At 66.1% G+C, this 15,207-nt stretch carries 16 protein-coding genes; 13 read left to right on the forward strand and 3 right to left on the reverse strand.

Annotated features, from left to right (window positions below; translation table 11 throughout):
• Position 1: 1 nt before the first annotated feature.
• Together ACTJLF_RS25775 and ACTJLF_RS25780 are read left to right on the forward strand one after the other, a co-directional pair.
• Positions 2-1,597, forward strand: coding sequence for an esterase/lipase family protein (locus tag ACTJLF_RS25775; RefSeq protein WP_440884161.1), 1,596 nt, complete (start codon positions 2-4; stop codon positions 1,595-1,597).
• Between the two features lie 124 nt (positions 1,598-1,721).
• Positions 1,722-2,258: a cysteine hydrolase family protein gene (locus tag ACTJLF_RS25780; RefSeq protein ID WP_126184904.1), complete on the forward strand. Its 537-nt coding sequence runs from the start codon at positions 1,722-1,724 to the stop codon at positions 2,256-2,258.
• A 6-nt stretch (positions 2,259-2,264) separates the two neighbouring features.
• Here the strand turns inward: ACTJLF_RS25780 and ACTJLF_RS25785 are convergent, their stop codons facing one another.
• Positions 2,265-3,014 (reverse strand): metallophosphoesterase family protein, encoded by a 750-nt coding sequence (locus tag ACTJLF_RS25785; RefSeq protein ID WP_354422029.1) that lies wholly within the window; start codon positions 3,012-3,014, stop codon positions 2,265-2,267.
• 103 nt (positions 3,015-3,117) lie between these two features.
• The gene (locus ACTJLF_RS25790) at positions 3,118-3,600 is read right to left on the reverse strand and encodes a MarR family winged helix-turn-helix transcriptional regulator (protein ID WP_354422027.1); all 483 of its coding nucleotides are present in this window, start codon (positions 3,598-3,600) and stop codon (positions 3,118-3,120) included.
• Positions 3,601-3,911: 311 nt separating this feature from the next.
• On the opposite strand from ACTJLF_RS25790, the gene ACTJLF_RS25795 reads away from it, so the two are divergent.
• From ACTJLF_RS25795 to ACTJLF_RS25810, 4 genes are all read left to right on the forward strand, one after another.
• On the forward strand, positions 3,912-5,558 hold the full coding sequence (locus ACTJLF_RS25795; protein WP_440884196.1) for a tannase/feruloyl esterase family alpha/beta hydrolase: 1,647 nt from the start codon (positions 3,912-3,914) through the stop codon (positions 5,556-5,558).
• 396 nt (positions 5,559-5,954) lie between these two features.
• Entirely contained in the window at positions 5,955-6,290 is a 336-nt protein-coding gene (locus ACTJLF_RS25800) for a hypothetical protein (protein ID WP_440884162.1), read from the forward strand.
• Positions 6,291-6,665: 375 nt separating this feature from the next.
• Entirely contained in the window at positions 6,666-7,247 is a 582-nt protein-coding gene (locus tag ACTJLF_RS25805; protein WP_440884163.1) for a hypothetical protein, read from the forward strand.
• On the forward strand, positions 7,226-7,495 hold the full coding sequence (locus tag ACTJLF_RS25810) for an ATP-binding cassette domain-containing protein (RefSeq protein ID WP_440884164.1): 270 nt from the start codon (positions 7,226-7,228) through the stop codon (positions 7,493-7,495). Before ACTJLF_RS25805 ends, ACTJLF_RS25810 begins: the two co-directional genes overlap by 22 nt.
• A 29-nt stretch (positions 7,496-7,524) precedes the next feature.
• Here the strand turns inward: ACTJLF_RS25810 and ACTJLF_RS25815 are convergent, their stop codons facing one another.
• Complete coding sequence (locus tag ACTJLF_RS25815) at positions 7,525-9,225, reverse strand: hypothetical protein (RefSeq protein WP_440884165.1); 1,701 nt, start codon at positions 9,223-9,225, stop codon at positions 7,525-7,527.
• Between the two features lie 144 nt (positions 9,226-9,369).
• On the opposite strand from ACTJLF_RS25815, the gene ACTJLF_RS25820 reads away from it, so the two are divergent.
• From ACTJLF_RS25820 to ACTJLF_RS25850, 7 genes are all read left to right on the forward strand, one after another.
• Positions 9,370-10,041 (forward strand): amino acid ABC transporter permease, encoded by a 672-nt coding sequence (locus ACTJLF_RS25820; RefSeq protein ID WP_019656003.1) that lies wholly within the window; start codon positions 9,370-9,372, stop codon positions 10,039-10,041.
• A gap of 39 nt (positions 10,042-10,080) precedes the next feature.
• A complete protein-coding gene (locus tag ACTJLF_RS25825) occupies positions 10,081-10,734 on the forward strand; it encodes an amino acid ABC transporter permease (RefSeq protein WP_019656004.1) in 654 nt (217 codons plus the stop codon).
• Between the two features lie 62 nt (positions 10,735-10,796).
• Positions 10,797-11,594 (forward strand): transporter substrate-binding domain-containing protein, encoded by a 798-nt coding sequence (locus ACTJLF_RS25830; protein ID WP_019656005.1) that lies wholly within the window; start codon positions 10,797-10,799, stop codon positions 11,592-11,594.
• A gap of 137 nt (positions 11,595-11,731) precedes the next feature.
• The gene (locus ACTJLF_RS25835; RefSeq protein WP_126184895.1) at positions 11,732-12,487 is read left to right on the forward strand and encodes an amino acid ABC transporter ATP-binding protein; all 756 of its coding nucleotides are present in this window, start codon (positions 11,732-11,734) and stop codon (positions 12,485-12,487) included.
• Between the two features lie 11 nt (positions 12,488-12,498).
• The gene (locus ACTJLF_RS25840; protein WP_354324130.1) at positions 12,499-13,242 is read left to right on the forward strand and encodes a sugar phosphate isomerase/epimerase family protein; all 744 of its coding nucleotides are present in this window, start codon (positions 12,499-12,501) and stop codon (positions 13,240-13,242) included.
• Between the two features lie 16 nt (positions 13,243-13,258).
• Positions 13,259-14,212, forward strand: coding sequence for a sugar kinase (locus ACTJLF_RS25845; protein WP_132800663.1), 954 nt, complete (start codon positions 13,259-13,261; stop codon positions 14,210-14,212).
• Positions 14,213-14,217: 5 nt separating this feature from the next.
• A complete protein-coding gene (locus tag ACTJLF_RS25850) occupies positions 14,218-15,207 on the forward strand; it encodes a 2-hydroxyacid dehydrogenase (RefSeq protein WP_354422020.1) in 990 nt (329 codons plus the stop codon).

The raw sequence follows: 15,207 nt of genomic DNA on the forward strand, positions 1-15,207 counted from the left end.
CATGAGCACCAACCGCTATCCCATCATCTACGTGCGCGGCTACGCCATGACCGAGTCGGAGCGCGACGAGACCGCGGCCGACCCGTTCTGCGGCTTCAACATCGGCTCCACGGTGTATCGCGCGACCGTGAAGAAGGAAGCGCCGGCGCAGAAATTCGTCTTCGAGTCGCCCATGGTGCGGCTGCTGGCCGACTTCCAGTACCAGAGCGTCTACCAGAACGGCCTGGACATCCTCGACCCCGACTGGAAGCCCTCGCCCGATGCGAACGGCAACGACGTCGACGGCATTCCCTCGGCCTCGGTCATCATCTACCGCTACTACGACTCGGGCTCCGAACTGCTGGGCGACGGCAAGGCGAAGGACGTCAAGGTGTACGCGCAGGGCCTGAGCCAGCTGATCCTTCGCGTGCGCGACCTCGTGGTGCAGCGCGAAGGGCCCTCGGGCTTCACGGCCGACGACTTCCGCTGTTACCTCGTCGCGCATTCGATGGGAGGCCTTGTGGTGCGCGCCTTCCTGCAGAACCCCGGGCTGGGCGACGCGGCCGCGCGCGCCTGCGTCGACAAGGTGTTCACCTACGCCACGCCGCACAACGGCATCGACATGGGCGGCATCAATGTGCCGGCTTGGCTCACGGTGAACGAGATGAACACCTTCAACCGCGAGAAGATGTCCGAGTTCCTGGCCACGCCCGCCGTCAACGGCCGCATGGACTACCTGCCGGCCGCCGCCTTCCCGCCCGAGCGCTTCTTCTGCATGGTCGGCACCAACCGCGGCGACTATGAAACCGCCAAGGGCCTCTCTCGCATGTTCGCGGGCCACGGCAGCGACGGGCTCGTGCGCATCGAGAACGCATCGCTCTGGGCCATGGACGACGCTGGCAAGACGCAGCCGGTGGCCACCGCGTACACCTATCGCTCGCATTCGGGCTACTTCGGCATCGTGAATTCCGAGGAGGCCTACCAGAACCTCACGCGCTTCCTGTTCGGCGACGTGCGCGTGGACCTGTGGTTCGACGTCGACGGCGTCACGCTGCCGCCCGACCTGCCCAAGGACGCCGACATCGACGCGCTCTACCAGGTCGAACTGCTGGCCGCGCCGCGCGGCAAGCGCTGGTACCTGAGCCGCCGCATCGCCGAGGAAGACTCGCCCGCCTGCCGCACGCACAAGGAACTCACAGACCCGGCCACGGCCGGCCGCCGCTCGATCTATCTGTCGACCGTTTTCCTCGCCAACAGGGCGCGGGTGAAGCAGGACCGGCCCACGCTGGCCTATGCCATGACGCTGGGCGTGCGCGTGCCCGACTACCAGGTCAACAACAAGTTCTGGCTCGACGGCCACTACGAAGGCAGCTCGCTGTTCCGCGACACGCTGATCATCGAGATCGCGCCGCCGCAGCCCGACGACGCGGCGCAGAACTGGAACGTCAAGTACGGCTGGCAGACCGACACCGCCGGGCGCGCCTCGCTGCCCATGAGCCCCAAGCAGCTCGCGAGCGGCAAGCTGCAGTTCGTGGTGCCGCTGTCGAGCCTGGGTGCCGCGCCGGCCGCGCCCGGCATCAGCGGCAAGGTGAGGCTGGAAGTGAGCGCCTGGCAATAGAGGCGCCTGGAAGCAGGGGGCAGCAGGGGAGGCAGTGAGGGCGGCAGTGAGGGCGGCAGTAGGGCGCCCGTCAGGAACGGTCGGGCACAATCGCGCCGGTCAAGAACCCGCCGATTCCGGACCCATGAAAACTGCCGTTCTCGTCATCGATGTCCAGCGTGGCCTTTGCGACGATCCGCCGCGCCCCCATGAGGCCCACGAGGTGATGCAGCGCATCAACGCGCTCACCGGGCGCGCCCGCGCTGCTGGCGCGCCGGTGGCCTTCATCCAGCATGAGAACGCGATCGACCTCGAATTCGACTCCGAGCGCTGGCAGCTTGCGGGCGCCCTCGACACCGACTCGCGCGACGCGCGCATCCGCAAGACCACGCCCGATTCCTTCCTGCGCACGCCGCTGGAAGCCTGGCTCTCGGAGCATGGCGTGAAGCGCGTGGTGGTCTGCGGCTATTCGTCGGAGTTCTGCGTCGACACGACTGTGCGCCGCGCCGCCGCACTGGGCTACCACGTGGTGCTCGCGGCCGATGCGCACACCTCGCACGACAAGCCGCACGCCACGGGCGCGAAGATCCGCGAGCATCACAACGCCACGCTCGCGGACATCACGAGCTTCGGCGTGCCGATCCGCGCAATCGCCAGTGCGGAAGTCGTCTTCGGCGACTGAGTGAGATCAGCCCTGGGGAAGGCGGCCGGTGGCGAGGGCACTGGCCCAGTCCGGCCTGCCGTTGGCCATCGCGAGCGCCGCCATGCTCGCATGGTCGTAGGGCACCGAGATCAACGTGGAGGCCCAGCCTCCAGCCAACCGCTCCACGATGGCATAGCGCGCATCAGGCGCCCCGGTCTCGACGACATGTGGATGGGGATGGATGTCGTCATAGGCCTGCAGCCCCACGCTGCCTGGATTGACGATCAATTGCCCGCTCGAGGCACGAACCACCCGCGGCACATGCGTGTGCCCGCATGCGACGAGCTGCACCTGCGCATCGATCCGGCCCAGCCGCGCATCGATCTCGGCCATCTCGGCCGGCCTGAGCAGCGACGGTTCGACCGTCTCCAGGAAGTAGTGCAGGTCGCTGTCCGGCGTTCCGTGGCACAGCAGCACTTCGGCATTCCAGCGCAGGCTGGGCCCTAGCGAGGCCATCCACGCGAACTCCTGCGGTCCAAGCCGGGCATGGGTGAATTCGTCCGATGCGCCGCGCCTGCCGGCGGGCAGTGTGAGCAGTTGGCGCTCGTGGTTGCCCGCGAGGTGAATCCAGTCCTGCGCCATCAGGAAGCGTGCCGTTTCCAGCGGCATCAACGGGCCCGAGAGGCTGTCACCGAGGTTGACGACGGTGCCCACACCACGGCGACCGATGTCCTCGACGACGGCTTCCAGTGCGGGAAGGTTCCCGTGGATGTCGGAGACGATGGCGATGCGCATCGTGCCTATTCTGGCGGAATCACGAGCACAGCCTGCACCCACCGCGCGGCACTCGCGCGTGTCCGCGGGCGAAAGGCCCTGCATAAGAGGGATGCCTGAACGCTCACACGCCGCGCGACACGGCAACCTTGTGCAGAAGCTCGACCAGGATCAATTGCTCGCCCTTGGAGAGGTTGCCGAGCGCGAGCTGCTCTCCTTCGATGACCGATCGCGTAGCGCTGCTCGCAAGAGTGGCGCCGGTCGGGGTGGTGCGTAGGTATTGCGCCCTTCGATCCGTTGCGTGCGGCGTGCGGCGGATCAACTCTCGCCTTTCCAGCCGCTCGAGCCATGCCGCGATGTTGGGCGCGGTGACCGCGAGTGCCTTCGCCAGGCGGGCGGCCGACACGTCGGGATTTTCGTGGATCAGGCACAGCACCGTGAACTCGACGGGGCGCAGGTCGAAAGGTGTGCCGACTCGCTCGGCGAACACCGCGTCGGTGACGATCGTCGCCTGTGCGAGCTGGTAGCCGAGCACGTGGTGCAGGGACGCTTCGACCAGCCGGCCGGCTGGTGTGGCATCTACCGGATTGCTTCTGTTCTTGGGCATTCCGGGCATTGTCGTTCGCCCTCCAACTGATTCACTGCCTGATCTAAATGGATTGCTTCGACATCGGAAGAGTGAAAACTGCTTAATGGAAAACCATAAATGGTTATCTTTGATAGTTAAGTAGATTAACCAATAGGCGCCGCATCCAGGCGTCGAAGGAGACACGCTTGAAGACCCCTGTATCCCTGTTCTTCGTCGCTTCACTGCTGGCCGCCTGCGGCGGAGGAAGCGGCGGTGGCGGCGGCTTCGTTGCCTCGCTTCCCACGACCGGCACTCCGTCGGGCACACCGCCGGCCGGCAACGGCAATCCCGTGACGCCTCCTCCCGACAATCCGGCGCCGCCCGTGGAGACACTGCCCGTGCTTGGCGCGGCCACTGGCGCGGCGCTCATCGATTGCGCCTCGCTTGCCGGCTTCACCTTTGCCAACACGACGATCACTGCAGCCAATTCGATCGCCGCCGGCACCCTGAGCGTCGCGGGCAAGCCGGTGGGGGCGCATTGCCAGGTGCGCGGATCGATGTATCAGCGCACGAGCCCGGTCGACGGGCAGAGCTATGCGATCGGCTTCGAGATGCGTTTGCCGGTGAACTGGAACGGGCGCTACTTCTACCAGGCCAACGGAGGCCTCGACGGCAGCATCGGTACTGCCACCGGGCCGGTGGGCGGAGGCGGCGTTCTGGACAACGCCCTGAACAAGGGCTTCGCCGTGATCAGTTCCGACGCGGGGCACCAGGCGCCCACGCCCTTCTTCGGCATCGATCCGCAGGCCCGCCTCGACTACGGCTACCAGGCCGTCGGCAAGCTCACGCCGATGGCCAAGGCGCTGATCGCGTCGGCCTACGGGAAGGGCCCGGACCGCTCCTATATCGGCGGCTGCTCCAACGGCGGGCGCCACACGATGGTTGCCATGTCGCGCTACGCGGACGACTACGACGGCTTCCTGGTGGGCGACCCCGGCTTCCGCCTCCCCCTCGCGGCTTCCGCAAACATCGTCGGCGCCCAGAACTACAACGCCCTGGCAACCACCCCCGGCGATCCGGGCACGGGCTTCACGCTCGCCGAACGTACCCTGGTCTCCAATGCAGTCCTTGCCAAGTGCGACGCCCTCGATGGCACGACCGACGGCATCGTGCAGGACACCGGCGCATGCCAGGCGGCCTTCTCGCTCGACCGCGACGTTCCCACCTGCAGCGGTTCGCGCGATGGCACATGCCTGTCGGCAGACCAGAAGCTTCGCATCGGGCAGCTCTTCGCGGGTGCGCTCGACGGCGGCGGGAAGAAGTTCTATGCGAGCTTCCCCTTCGATGCGGGCCTGAACACGACCGGCTGGTCGTCGTGGAAGTTCTCGAATTCATTGAACCTCGATTCGGGCGCGGTCGCCTTCGTCTGGCAGGTCCCGCCTGAAAACACGGCCGGCTTCAATGGGCCCAACTTCACGCTCACGGCCAACATCGATTCGATCCTCGCGAAGATCACCTCGACCAACGGGCTCTACACCGAGAACTCGCTTTCGTTCATGACGCCGCCCAACCCGACCAATCTGAGCCGCTTGAAGAAGCGTGGCGCCAAGGTCATGGCCTACCACGGGACGAGCGACCCCATCTTCTCGAGCGACGACACGCAGCACTGGTATGACCAACTGGCCGCAGCCAACGGCGGCGATGCCTCCAACTTCGCACGCTTCTATCGGGTGCCCGGAATGAATCACTGCTCCGGCGGGCCGACCACCGACCAGTTCGACATGCTCGCACCGCTCGTCAACTGGGTGGAGAAGGGCGAGGCCTCCGATGCCGTCGTCGCTTCGGCGCGCGGTGCAGGCAACGCAGGCGGCGTGAACGGGGATGTGCCCGCGGGCTGGTCACCCACCCGCACCCGGCCGCTCTGCGCCTACCCGAAGGTCGCGCGCTACAAGGGCACGGGCGATATCGAGAAGGCCGAGAATTTCAGCTGCCAATGAAAGGCTTTTGAGGCTGGCTTGAACTCCAGCCTGTCGTTCGACCGCGTGGCGATGCAGTGCGAATCTTGTAGATCGTTAGCCACGCCGTTGCGACAAACACCGGGCCGAACCACTCGGTCGTGAGCGAACTGCGTGGCTATACTGCGCCCGTCACGTCGAACAAGGCGTGATCGGGTTTGACAGCCTGAAGCAATCTCTGCGACGTGAGCCGCAGTTTCCCGCAGGATCTGCGGCTTTTTCGTTCGCGCCTCCAGTTTTGGCGGCTCGGATGGGAGGGCTCGCGCCCTGCCGGTTTCTCGCAAGAGGTTGCCCGGTCTGTCAACCCGTCCGAGCTGCCGCCCTTGTTTGACAGCGAGAGCAGCAGTTTTTGCAAATCGCAACCTCTGGAGGTCGTCCGTGACCAAGTCTGCTCGCGTGCCCAAGCACCCGCCGAAAACCGATACCGCTTCAACGCCGAAGCCGGTTCATCCCCATTCAGATGCAAACGCCGAGTCGGCTGCCCTGCAGGCAGGCGACGATGTCGAGGGCATTCGCCAGGTGCACAGCGCCTATGTGTGCCTCGAAAAGCTCGTCGTTCCGATGCAGGTGAACGAGCGCGAGGAGATCTACCCGACGCGATCCGAATTCGGCGCACTGTTCCGCCTGGTCAACGAGGAGATGCATCGGCGAATCGAAGCTGCGGACAGCACGATTGGTGCGTTGCGCGACGCTCTGAGCAAGCAAATTCTCTGAGCCTTATCGATGACGGGATCGGCGCAAGCGTCGGTCAATCCGCCCCAGGTCGCCACACCATCGTCAGCGCGAACGCGTCGGACGGTCCTCGCCGGTACGGGGCATTGTCAGCAGCTATCTCGATGCACGATTCGCTTTTAATTGTGAACAATGAATTGCATTCATAGAACATTCGGATGCACGCAATAAGGTCACAAGGATTGCGTTGACAGCGGCAATTGGATTGCATTTAATCCGTGTCGGCAAATAACCTCACTCACGATGAACTGACCCGAATCGGGCGTATGGCGGCGGTCCCGCATGCGAGTGCATGCAGGAGACCACTGCTGATGTCGAAATCGGATTTCTTCGGAGAGATGCAGGGAAGGATTTGCAATGGAGTTTCGCCAATGCAGCGCGGCAATCTTTGCTGCCGCCGTGGTGCTTGTGCCCGCCTCGAATGCCCGATCCATACAACGGGCCGAGTTGATGCTCGAAGTCGGAAGGTGGAAGGTATTCCGGGCGGATGCCAAAGAAGGCTCCGGATCAAGTTGTTTTGCCATCTACGGGCGTGAGGCGGATGTCCAGATGTGGCCCATCGGCCTCTTCCTGAAATTCCCCGAACCTGTGGATCAGGTCGATCTTGCTTTTGACCACGGCGCATTTCGCGGATTGCGGCATACGTCTGCGGTGGAGCGAAAATTCAATCTGGTTCGGCTCGCGGATGAGGAACTCAAAAGCCTCCTCGGAGCGACGGAAGTGCGGGTAAGGATATTGACCGAGAGCAAGCAAAAGCTCAGCCGCACGCTCGAGGTCTCGGGGGCCAACGAGGCGCACGCGTACCTTGTTTCCGGCTGTCCCGGCAAGTCGCCGCAGGCCACGCCCAAAGGATGTGAGGCGGGACTGGAGCAAACGCTGCGAGGTCAAGGCGTATCCGAAGACGATATCGCTGGACTTTGCGGCGAGCCGTCTGTGTAGGCGTCTCGAACCTTTCCGGACAAAAGCAGAGGATTCTTCTGGCGCGTGCGCTCTACAAGAAGCCGACCCTGTTGGTCATCGATGAAGGAACGGCACACCTGGACGCGAAGACCGAGGAAATCGTCTCGAACAATATCGCGAAGCTCGGCATCACGAGGGTCATCGTCGCGCATCGACTGGAAACGATCCGCGCAGCGAAAAACGTGCTCGAGTTCTCAGCCGGCAGATTGACGCCTCGTGAGTCCTGAAATGCATGGCTGGAATCGACAGCGCCTGTTCAGTCTTCCCCCGGCCGCCACACCTTCGCCAGCGCCGCCAGCTTGCCCCTGAACCCCAGCCTGTCGTTCGACAGTGCATCGATGAAGTCCGAAAGGCGCTGCGACTTCACCATCGTGTAGATGGTGAGCCAGGTCGTCGCGACGAACACCACGCCGAACCACGCGGCCTTTCGCCACAGCGGCGCCTCGGCCTCGGCCAGCAGGTTCATGCCGAGGAAGCCGGTGGTGATGGTGCCGATGAGACCGAAGAGGGTGACCACGGTGAGCCGCACCACGGTGGCGGCCTGGCGGCGAAGGCTGTCGGCGTCGAGGTACGTGTTCATGTCGGCGATGCGCGCCTTGACCTCATCGTAGAGCGGATCGAGCCCGAGGTGCGTGGCGCACATGTGGGAAAGGGCGCGCACCTGCGCCTGCTCCGAGATCTCGTGGAACCAGTAGCGGTGCGTGAAGCGCAGAAAGCGCTCGAAGCTCGCGCGGATGGCGCGCTTGAACTGCTTCACGCTCGGCGTGCTGCGGATGTCCAGCCGCTTGAGCGCCTCCACCAGCTGGTCGGAGAACATCAGCAGCGAGGCCTTCTGGAAGTGCGCGATGAGGAACAGCAGGAAGTGCTGGTGCCTGAACTGGGCGAGCACGCCGCGGTCGCGGCAGCAGAAGAACTCCGAGCGTGCGTCGCCCACCACGATGAGCGCATGGCCGTTGCACAGGTAGCGCGTGTTGGGCGCCGCGCCGGCGTTCACCCAGAAGCGGTCGTAGCAGTACTTGTGCTCGAAGTCGGCGAGGTGGTGCTCCGCATACGGAAGATGCGCCTCGCTGGTGCCCGAGCCCACGCCGGTGACGAGCGCGAGCCGAACGAAGTCGTCGCGCCTGAGGCGGCGCGGGTCGTCGAGCGACAGATAGGCCATGACCGGCATGCGGTAGTACTCGATCTGTCGGTAGCGCAGCACGCCTGCGTCTTCGGAATGGTCGCTCACCAGCGGCTGCATCAGATAGGCCCAGTGCGCGGCGATGCGCGGCGCGCGGTGCTGCGCCACGTGCGAGAGGAAGGCCTCGCGCTGCTGCGCGTCCGAGCTCGCGAGCACGCGGCCGTCGGCGCCCAGCCATTCGACGCTGGCCATGCAGTGCAGCGCCGAGCCGTCGGCCTCCCAGCCCGAGGGGTAGGCGCGGCCGAAGCGGTAGAGGATGTCCTGCGCCTGCGCGAGGCTCAGGTCGCTCGCGCCGACTTCGAGGTTGAGCATCACCACGTCGACGTCGAAGAAGAAGTACAGGTCGCAATGGATCACGTCGAGCGTGACCGGCGCATCGCCCGGCTTCGATACGAGGCGCACCGCGGCGACGTCGTGGCGGCGGAAGATGCGCATCGGCGAGTCGCCGTCGCTGTCGGTGCCGCCTTTGCGCGAACGCCCCTCGCCGTAGAGGAAGCGCTGCACGTACGGCAGGAAGCTCACGAACTCGTTGTAGTGGCGCTCGTGGAAGCGGCTGCTGTCGCCGGTGTATTCGTCGACTTCCTCCCGCCAGGGCGATGCGTCGCCCATCTCGCGCAGCACATGCCAGGGGCCGTGGTGGTGTCCGGGCTGCGCGCCCGGCGGGGGCATCAGGCGCAGCGGCCAGAGCAGCGCCTGCCTGAAATGCTGCACGGTGGGAGCGCTCGTGGAGAGCGCGTTCGCCTCTGAGGGGATGTCGGCCGCGGGTGGGTTCAGCATGACATTGAAGTAGGCAGAAGGTGGGACAAAACGACCACCTAGGGGAATCCCTATGAAATCCTGAAACCGGTTTCATATAAGCTGCAAGCATTGCTTTAAGGGTATGCGCGCGTCCGCGCCGCGCAGCTTCAGGGCCCGCCCACCATGAACTACCAGTTTCAATTCGACGCCGTCTTCGCCGCGTGGCCGCTGCTGCTCAAGGGCACGTGGATCACGATCCAGCTCTCGCTCGTTGCCACGGTGCTGGGGTTGGTGGTGGCCATCTTCTGCGCCTGGGGCAAGACCTCGGGGCCGGGCTGGCTGCGCTTCATCATCAATGCCTACATCGAGGTGATCCGCAACACGCCCTTCCTCGTGCAGCTGTTCTTTTTCTTCTTCGCGCTGCCGGCCATCGGGCTGCGCTGGTCGCCGCAGACGGCCGCGCTGGTGGCCATGGTGGTGAACCTGGGCGCCTACGCCACGGAAATCATCCGCGCGGGCATCGAGTCGATTCCCAAGGGGCAGATCGAGGCGGGCAGGGCGCTCAACCTCAAGCCCTGGGAGATCTTCCGCTTCGTCATCATCAAGCCGGCGCTCAAGGCCATCTACCCGGCGCTCACGAGCCAGTTCATCTTGCTGATGCTGAGCTCGGCGGTGGTGTCGGTCATCTCGGCCGACGACCTCACCTCGGTGGCCGCCAACCTGCAGTCGCAGACCTTCCGCAGCTTCGAGATCTACATCGTCGTGGCGGCCATCTACCTCGCGCTGGCACTGGCCTTCTCGGCCATGTTCAAGCTGATCTACAAGCGCACGCTCGACTATCCGGACCGCCGGTAATCCACCAGAGACAGAGACGACGGACGGAGCAACAACACCATGCGCACCTTCGGCTTTCCCGAATTCCTTTTCATCCTCGAAGCGGCCAAGTGGACGCTCGCGCTGTCGGCCATCGCCTTCGTGGGCGGCGCGATCCTGGGCCTCGCCATCGCGCTGATGCGCACGTCGGAATCGACGTGGGCGCGCGGCATCTCGACCACCTTCATCCAGATCTTCCAGGGCACGCCGCTGCTGCTGCAGCTGTTCCTGGTGTTCTTCGGCGCGCCTGTGCTGGGGCTGGACATCAACCCGTGGATCGCCGCCGGCGTCGCGCTCATCCTCAACAGCGGCGCCTTCCTCGGCGAGATCTGGCGCGGCTGCATCCAGGCCATTCCGCGCGGCCAGTGGGAGGCGGCGCAGGCGCTGAACCTCCGGTACTTCGACCGCATGCGCGACGTGGTGCTGCCGCAGGCCTTCAAGATCGCGCTCGCACCCACCGTGGGCTACCTGGTGCAGATCATCAAGGGCACCTCGCTGGCGGCCATCATCGGCTTCGTCGAGGTCACGCGCGCGGGTCAGATCGTCAACAACGCCACCTTCCAGCCGCTCATCGTGTTCTCGGTGGTGGCGGCGATCTACTTCGCGATCTGCTGGCCGCTGTCGCTGCTGGCCGCGAGCATGGAGCGCAAGCGCGCCCGGGCCCTGGCCCGCTGAACCCTTTCGGTTTTCTTCGTTTTTTCGTTCTTCGTTTCTCTTTCTTCATCAGGAGACATCCAATGACCCGTACCTCCACCCGTCGCGTCGCGCTCGCAGCTCTCGGCCTCGGCGCCGCCCTCACCGTGTTCGCTCCCTTCGCCTCGGCGCAGAGCGTGGCCGACATCAAGAAGAAGGGCGAGATCACCATCGGCATGCTGGTCGACTTCCCGCCCTACGGCACCACCGACGCGAAGAACCAGCCCGACGGCTACGACGCCGACGTGGCCAAGCTGCTGGCCAAGGACTGGGGCGTGAAGGCCAACATCGTCCCCGTGACCGGCCCCAACCGCATTCCCTTCCTGCTGACCAACAAGGTCGACCTGCTGGTCGCTTCGCTTGCCATCACGCCCGAGCGCGCCAAGCAGGTGCAGTTCTCGCAGCCCTACGCGGCCGCCACCATCGTGCTGTACGGCGCGACCAAGACCCCCATCAAGGCCGCGGGCGACTTGAAGGGCCTGCGCGTGGGCGTGGCCCGCGCCTCCACTCAGGACGTGGCCGTGACCAAGGCCGCCCCCGAAGGCACCGAGATCCGCCGCTTCGACGACGACGCCTCGGCCATGCAGGCGCTCATCTCGGGCCAGGTCGACGCCATCGGCTGCTCGGTGACCGTCGCGGCCCAGATCGCCAAGCGCGTGCCCGCCAACACCTTCGAGAACAAGTTCACGCTGGTGCAGCAATCGATGGGCATCGCGATGCGCCCCGGCCAGGAAGAGCTGCACAAGGCAGTGAACGACTTCGTCCAGAAGAACACCGCCAACGGCGAACTGAACAAGCTCTACCAGAAGTGGCTGCAGGCCGACCTGCCGAAAATGAACTGACCACCAGGCTTCGCGCACTTCGTGTCGCTACGCCAACCCCCTTGCAGGGGGCAACACCTGCGGACCGGCAAGGCCGGTTCCGCGGTGTTTCTTGAGAAGGCGCAGGGCGCCCCACAGTGAGTATCGGAACAACGAGCATGACGACGGAATCGATCATCCGCATGGAAGCGGTCAACAAGTGGTACGGCGAATTCCAGGTGCTGACCGGCATCGACCTGAGCGTGCGCCAGGGCGAGCGCATCGTGATCTGCGGGCCTTCGGGCTCGGGCAAGTCCACGCTGATCCGCTGCATCAACCGGCTCGAGACGGTGCAGAAGGGCCGCATCGTGGTCGACGGCATCGACCTCACGGCCGGCGGCAAGAACGTCGATGCGGTGCGTGCCGAGGTGGGCATGGTGTTCCAGCAGTTCAACCTGTTCCCGCACCTCACCATCCTCGAGAACTGCACGCTGGCGCCGATGCGCTCGCGCGGCATGACGAAGGCGCAGGCCGAGGAGGTGGCGATGAAGTACCTCAAGCGCGTGCGCATTCCGGAGCAGGCCAACAAGTACCCCAGCCAGCTCTCGGGCGGCCAGCAGCAGCGCGTGGCGATCGCGCGGGCGCTGTGCATGGCGCCCAAGATCATGCTGTTCGACGAGCCCACCTCCGCGCTGGACCCCGAGATGGTCAAGGAAGTGCTCGACACCATGATCACACTGGCCGAAGACGGCATGACCATGCTGTGCGTGACGCACGAGATGGGCTTCGCCCGCAGCGTGGCCGACCGCGTGATCTTCATGGCCGAAGGAAAGATCGTCGAGCAGGCGCCGCCGCAGGAGTTCTTCGGCAACCCGAAGGACGAGCGCACGCGCCAGTTCCTCGGCCAGATCCTGAGTTCGCACCAAAACCACTGACCTGCCCACTGATGTCCTTCGAGGTTCTCGTTTCCCTTTCGTCCTTCGGCGCGGCCGAGGTGGGGCGGCACGGCCAGCTCTGGTGCTCGCAGCTCTCTCGCGCGGCAGGCGCCGACTCGGTGGAAGTGCGCGGCGAGATGCTGCGCGACGCCGATGCGGAGCTGCCTGCGCTCAACGGTCTGGCTTCGGTCTACTCCAGCCCCGAGGGCTTGTGGGCCGAAGGCGGCTGGCTCGACAGCGCCGCGCTCAAGCGCGGCATCTCCGCGGCCACGCGCGTGGGCGCGAAGCGGCTGAAGATGTCGATCGGCGACTTCCGGCCTTCGTCGCACGGCTCCCTGTGGGGCCTCAAGGTGGAGCTGGCCGAAACCCGCGTCGAGCTCCTGATCGAGAACGACCAGACCGTGCGCGCCGGCACGCTGCCCGCGCTGCAGGCCTTCTTCGATGCGGCCGACCGCGCCGGCCTGACGCTGGGCATGACCTTCGACATGGGCAACTGGCACTGGCTCGGCGAGTGCCCGCTGCAGGCCGCGCAGGCGCTCGGCCATCGCGTGCGCTACGTGCATTGCAAGGGCGCGCAGCGGCTGCCGCACAAGTGGGTGGCGGTGCCGCTGGGCGATTCGGTCGCGCCGTGGCGCTCGGTGTTGCGCGCACTGCCGGCCGACGTGCCGCACGCCATCGAATACCCCCTGGTGGGCGACGACCTGCAGGCCGTCACCCGCGCACAGATCGACTTCATCCGCGCCGCGCGCGCATAAGCACACAAGAAAACACATGACGGAACCTGCTGCCTTCGACGTCGCGCTCTTCGGCGAGGCCATGCTGCTGCTGGTGGCCGACCGGCCCGGCCCGCTGGAAGACGCGCAATCGTTCTACAAGCGCACCGCCGGCGCCGAGACCAACGTGGCCATCGGCCTCTCGCGGCTCGGCCTCAAGGTGGGCTGGGCCAGCCGCCTCGGCACCGACTCGATGGGCCGCGCGCTGCTGGCCGCGATGCGCGCCGAGGGCATCGACTGCTCGCACGTGATCACCGATGCGACGCAGCGCACCGGCTTCCAGTTCAAGGGCCGCGTCACCGACGGCAGCGACCCGCCCATCGAATACCACCGCAAGGGCTCCGCCGCGAGCCACATGGGCCCGGCCGATGTCGACGAGGCATGGCTGCGCTCGGCGCGCCACCTGCACGCCACCGGCGTCTTCGCCGCCATCTCCGACACCAGCCTGCAGGCCGCGCTCAAGAGCATGGACGTGATGCGGGCCGCCGGCCGCACCATCTCCTTCGACACCAACCTGCGCCCGACCCTGTGGTCGTCCACCGAGACCATGCGCCACTGGGTCAACGAGCTCGCCGCGCGCGCCGACTGGGTGCTGCCCGGCATCGAGGAAGGCCTGCTGCTCACCGGCCACAGCAAGCCGGAAGACGTGGCGAAGTTCTACCGCGAGCGCGGCGCGAAGCTGGTGGTGGTCAAGCTCGGCGCCGAGGGTGCCTACTACGACAGCGACGTGGCCGGCACCGGCCGCATCGACGGGTTCCCGGTGAAGGAAGTGGTCGACACCGTGGGCGCCGGCGACGGCTTCGCGGCCGGCGTTGTGAGCGCATTGCTCGAGGGCCGCAGCGTGCCCGACGCCGTGCGCCGCGGCGCATGGATCGGCGCGCGCGCCGTGCAGGTGCTGGGCGACACCGAGGGCCTGCCGACGCGGGCGCAACTCGACGAAGCGGGGCTCTGAACGCCATGGCGAACGCATCGAAGAAAAACGTCCTCGTCTTCCGTCCGCTGCCGCCGGACCAGCTCGCGCGCCTGCAGGCCGTGCACCATGTGGTGGTGGCCGATCCGCGCAAGGAGCCCGAGGCCTTTGCCGCCGCGCTGCGCACCGCGCACGGGCTCATCGGCTCCAGCCACCCGGTCGATGCCGCGCTGCTCGACGCCGCGCCGCAGCTAGAAGTGATTTCGAGCGTGTCGGTCGGCGTCGACAACTACCCGCTGGCCGAACTGCACAGGCGCGGCATCGTGCTGTGCCACACGCCCGACGTGCTCACCGAGACGGTGGCCGACACGGTGTTCGCGATCCTCATGGCCACGCAGCGCCGAGTGGTCGAGCTCTCGACCATGGTGCGCGAAGGCCGCTGGACCAGGAACATCGGCGAGGAACTCTTCGGCACCGACGTGCACGGCAAGACGCTGGGCATCCTCGGCTTCGGCCGCATCGGCCAGGCCGTGGCGCGCCGTGCTGCGCTGGGCTTCGGCATGCCGGTGCTGTATCACTCGCGCCGGCCGGTCGACCTGGCAACGCAGGCGCCCGAGCTGCAGGGCCGCGCCACGCACACGCCGCTGGACGACCTGCTCGCGCGTTCCGACATCGTGCTCGCGATGCTGCCGCTGACCGATGCCACGCGCGGCATGATCGACGCCGCCTTCTTTGCGCGCATGAAGCCCGGCGCCGCCTTCATCAACGGCGGCCGCGGCGCCACGGTGAACGAAGGGGCGCTGTTGAATGCGCTGGACCATGGCACGCTGCGCGCCGCCGGCCTCGACGTGTTCGCGAAGGAGCCGCTGCCTTTCGATTCGCCGCTGCGCACGCACCCGCGCGTGACGCCGCTGCCGCACATCGGCTCGGCCACGCACGAGACTCGGCATGCGATGGCCGAGCTGGCGACAACCAATCTGCTGCAGGTGCTGGCCGGCGAGAAGCCCACGGCGCCGTACGACACGGCAAGCGCATGA

This window comes from Variovorax sp. 22077, assembly GCF_052044195.1.
In the GTDB taxonomy this organism is placed as follows: domain Bacteria; phylum Pseudomonadota; class Gammaproteobacteria; order Burkholderiales; family Burkholderiaceae_C; genus Variovorax; species Variovorax atrisoli.

Excerpts from the sequence above, each read along its gene's own strand:
- ACTJLF_RS25840 (WP_354324130.1), top strand. The coding sequence starts at position 12,499 with ATGTCCTTCGAGGTTCTCGTTTCCCTTTCGTCCTTCGGCGCGGCCGAG.
- ACTJLF_RS25850 (WP_354422020.1), top strand. The coding sequence starts at position 14,218 with ATGGCGAACGCATCGAAGAAAAACGTCCTCGTCTTCCGTCCGCTGCCG.
- ACTJLF_RS25790 (WP_354422027.1), bottom strand. The coding sequence starts at position 3,600 with ATGCCCAAGAACAGAAGCAATCCGGTAGATGCCACACCAGCCGGCCGG.
- ACTJLF_RS25835 (WP_126184895.1), top strand. The coding sequence starts at position 11,732 with ATGACGACGGAATCGATCATCCGCATGGAAGCGGTCAACAAGTGGTAC.
- ACTJLF_RS25775 (WP_440884161.1), top strand. The coding sequence starts at position 2 with ATGAGCACCAACCGCTATCCCATCATCTACGTGCGCGGCTACGCCATG.
- ACTJLF_RS25805 (WP_440884163.1), top strand. The coding sequence starts at position 6,666 with ATGGAGTTTCGCCAATGCAGCGCGGCAATCTTTGCTGCCGCCGTGGTG.
- ACTJLF_RS25825 (WP_019656004.1), top strand. The coding sequence starts at position 10,081 with ATGCGCACCTTCGGCTTTCCCGAATTCCTTTTCATCCTCGAAGCGGCC.
- ACTJLF_RS25785 (WP_354422029.1), bottom strand. The coding sequence starts at position 3,014 with ATGCGCATCGCCATCGTCTCCGACATCCACGGGAACCTTCCCGCACTG.
- ACTJLF_RS25780 (WP_126184904.1), top strand. The coding sequence starts at position 1,722 with ATGAAAACTGCCGTTCTCGTCATCGATGTCCAGCGTGGCCTTTGCGAC.
- ACTJLF_RS25815 (WP_440884165.1), bottom strand. The coding sequence starts at position 9,225 with ATGCTGAACCCACCCGCGGCCGACATCCCCTCAGAGGCGAACGCGCTC.
- ACTJLF_RS25820 (WP_019656003.1), top strand. The coding sequence starts at position 9,370 with ATGAACTACCAGTTTCAATTCGACGCCGTCTTCGCCGCGTGGCCGCTG.
- ACTJLF_RS25830 (WP_019656005.1), top strand. The coding sequence starts at position 10,797 with ATGACCCGTACCTCCACCCGTCGCGTCGCGCTCGCAGCTCTCGGCCTC.
- ACTJLF_RS25845 (WP_132800663.1), top strand. The coding sequence starts at position 13,259 with ATGACGGAACCTGCTGCCTTCGACGTCGCGCTCTTCGGCGAGGCCATG.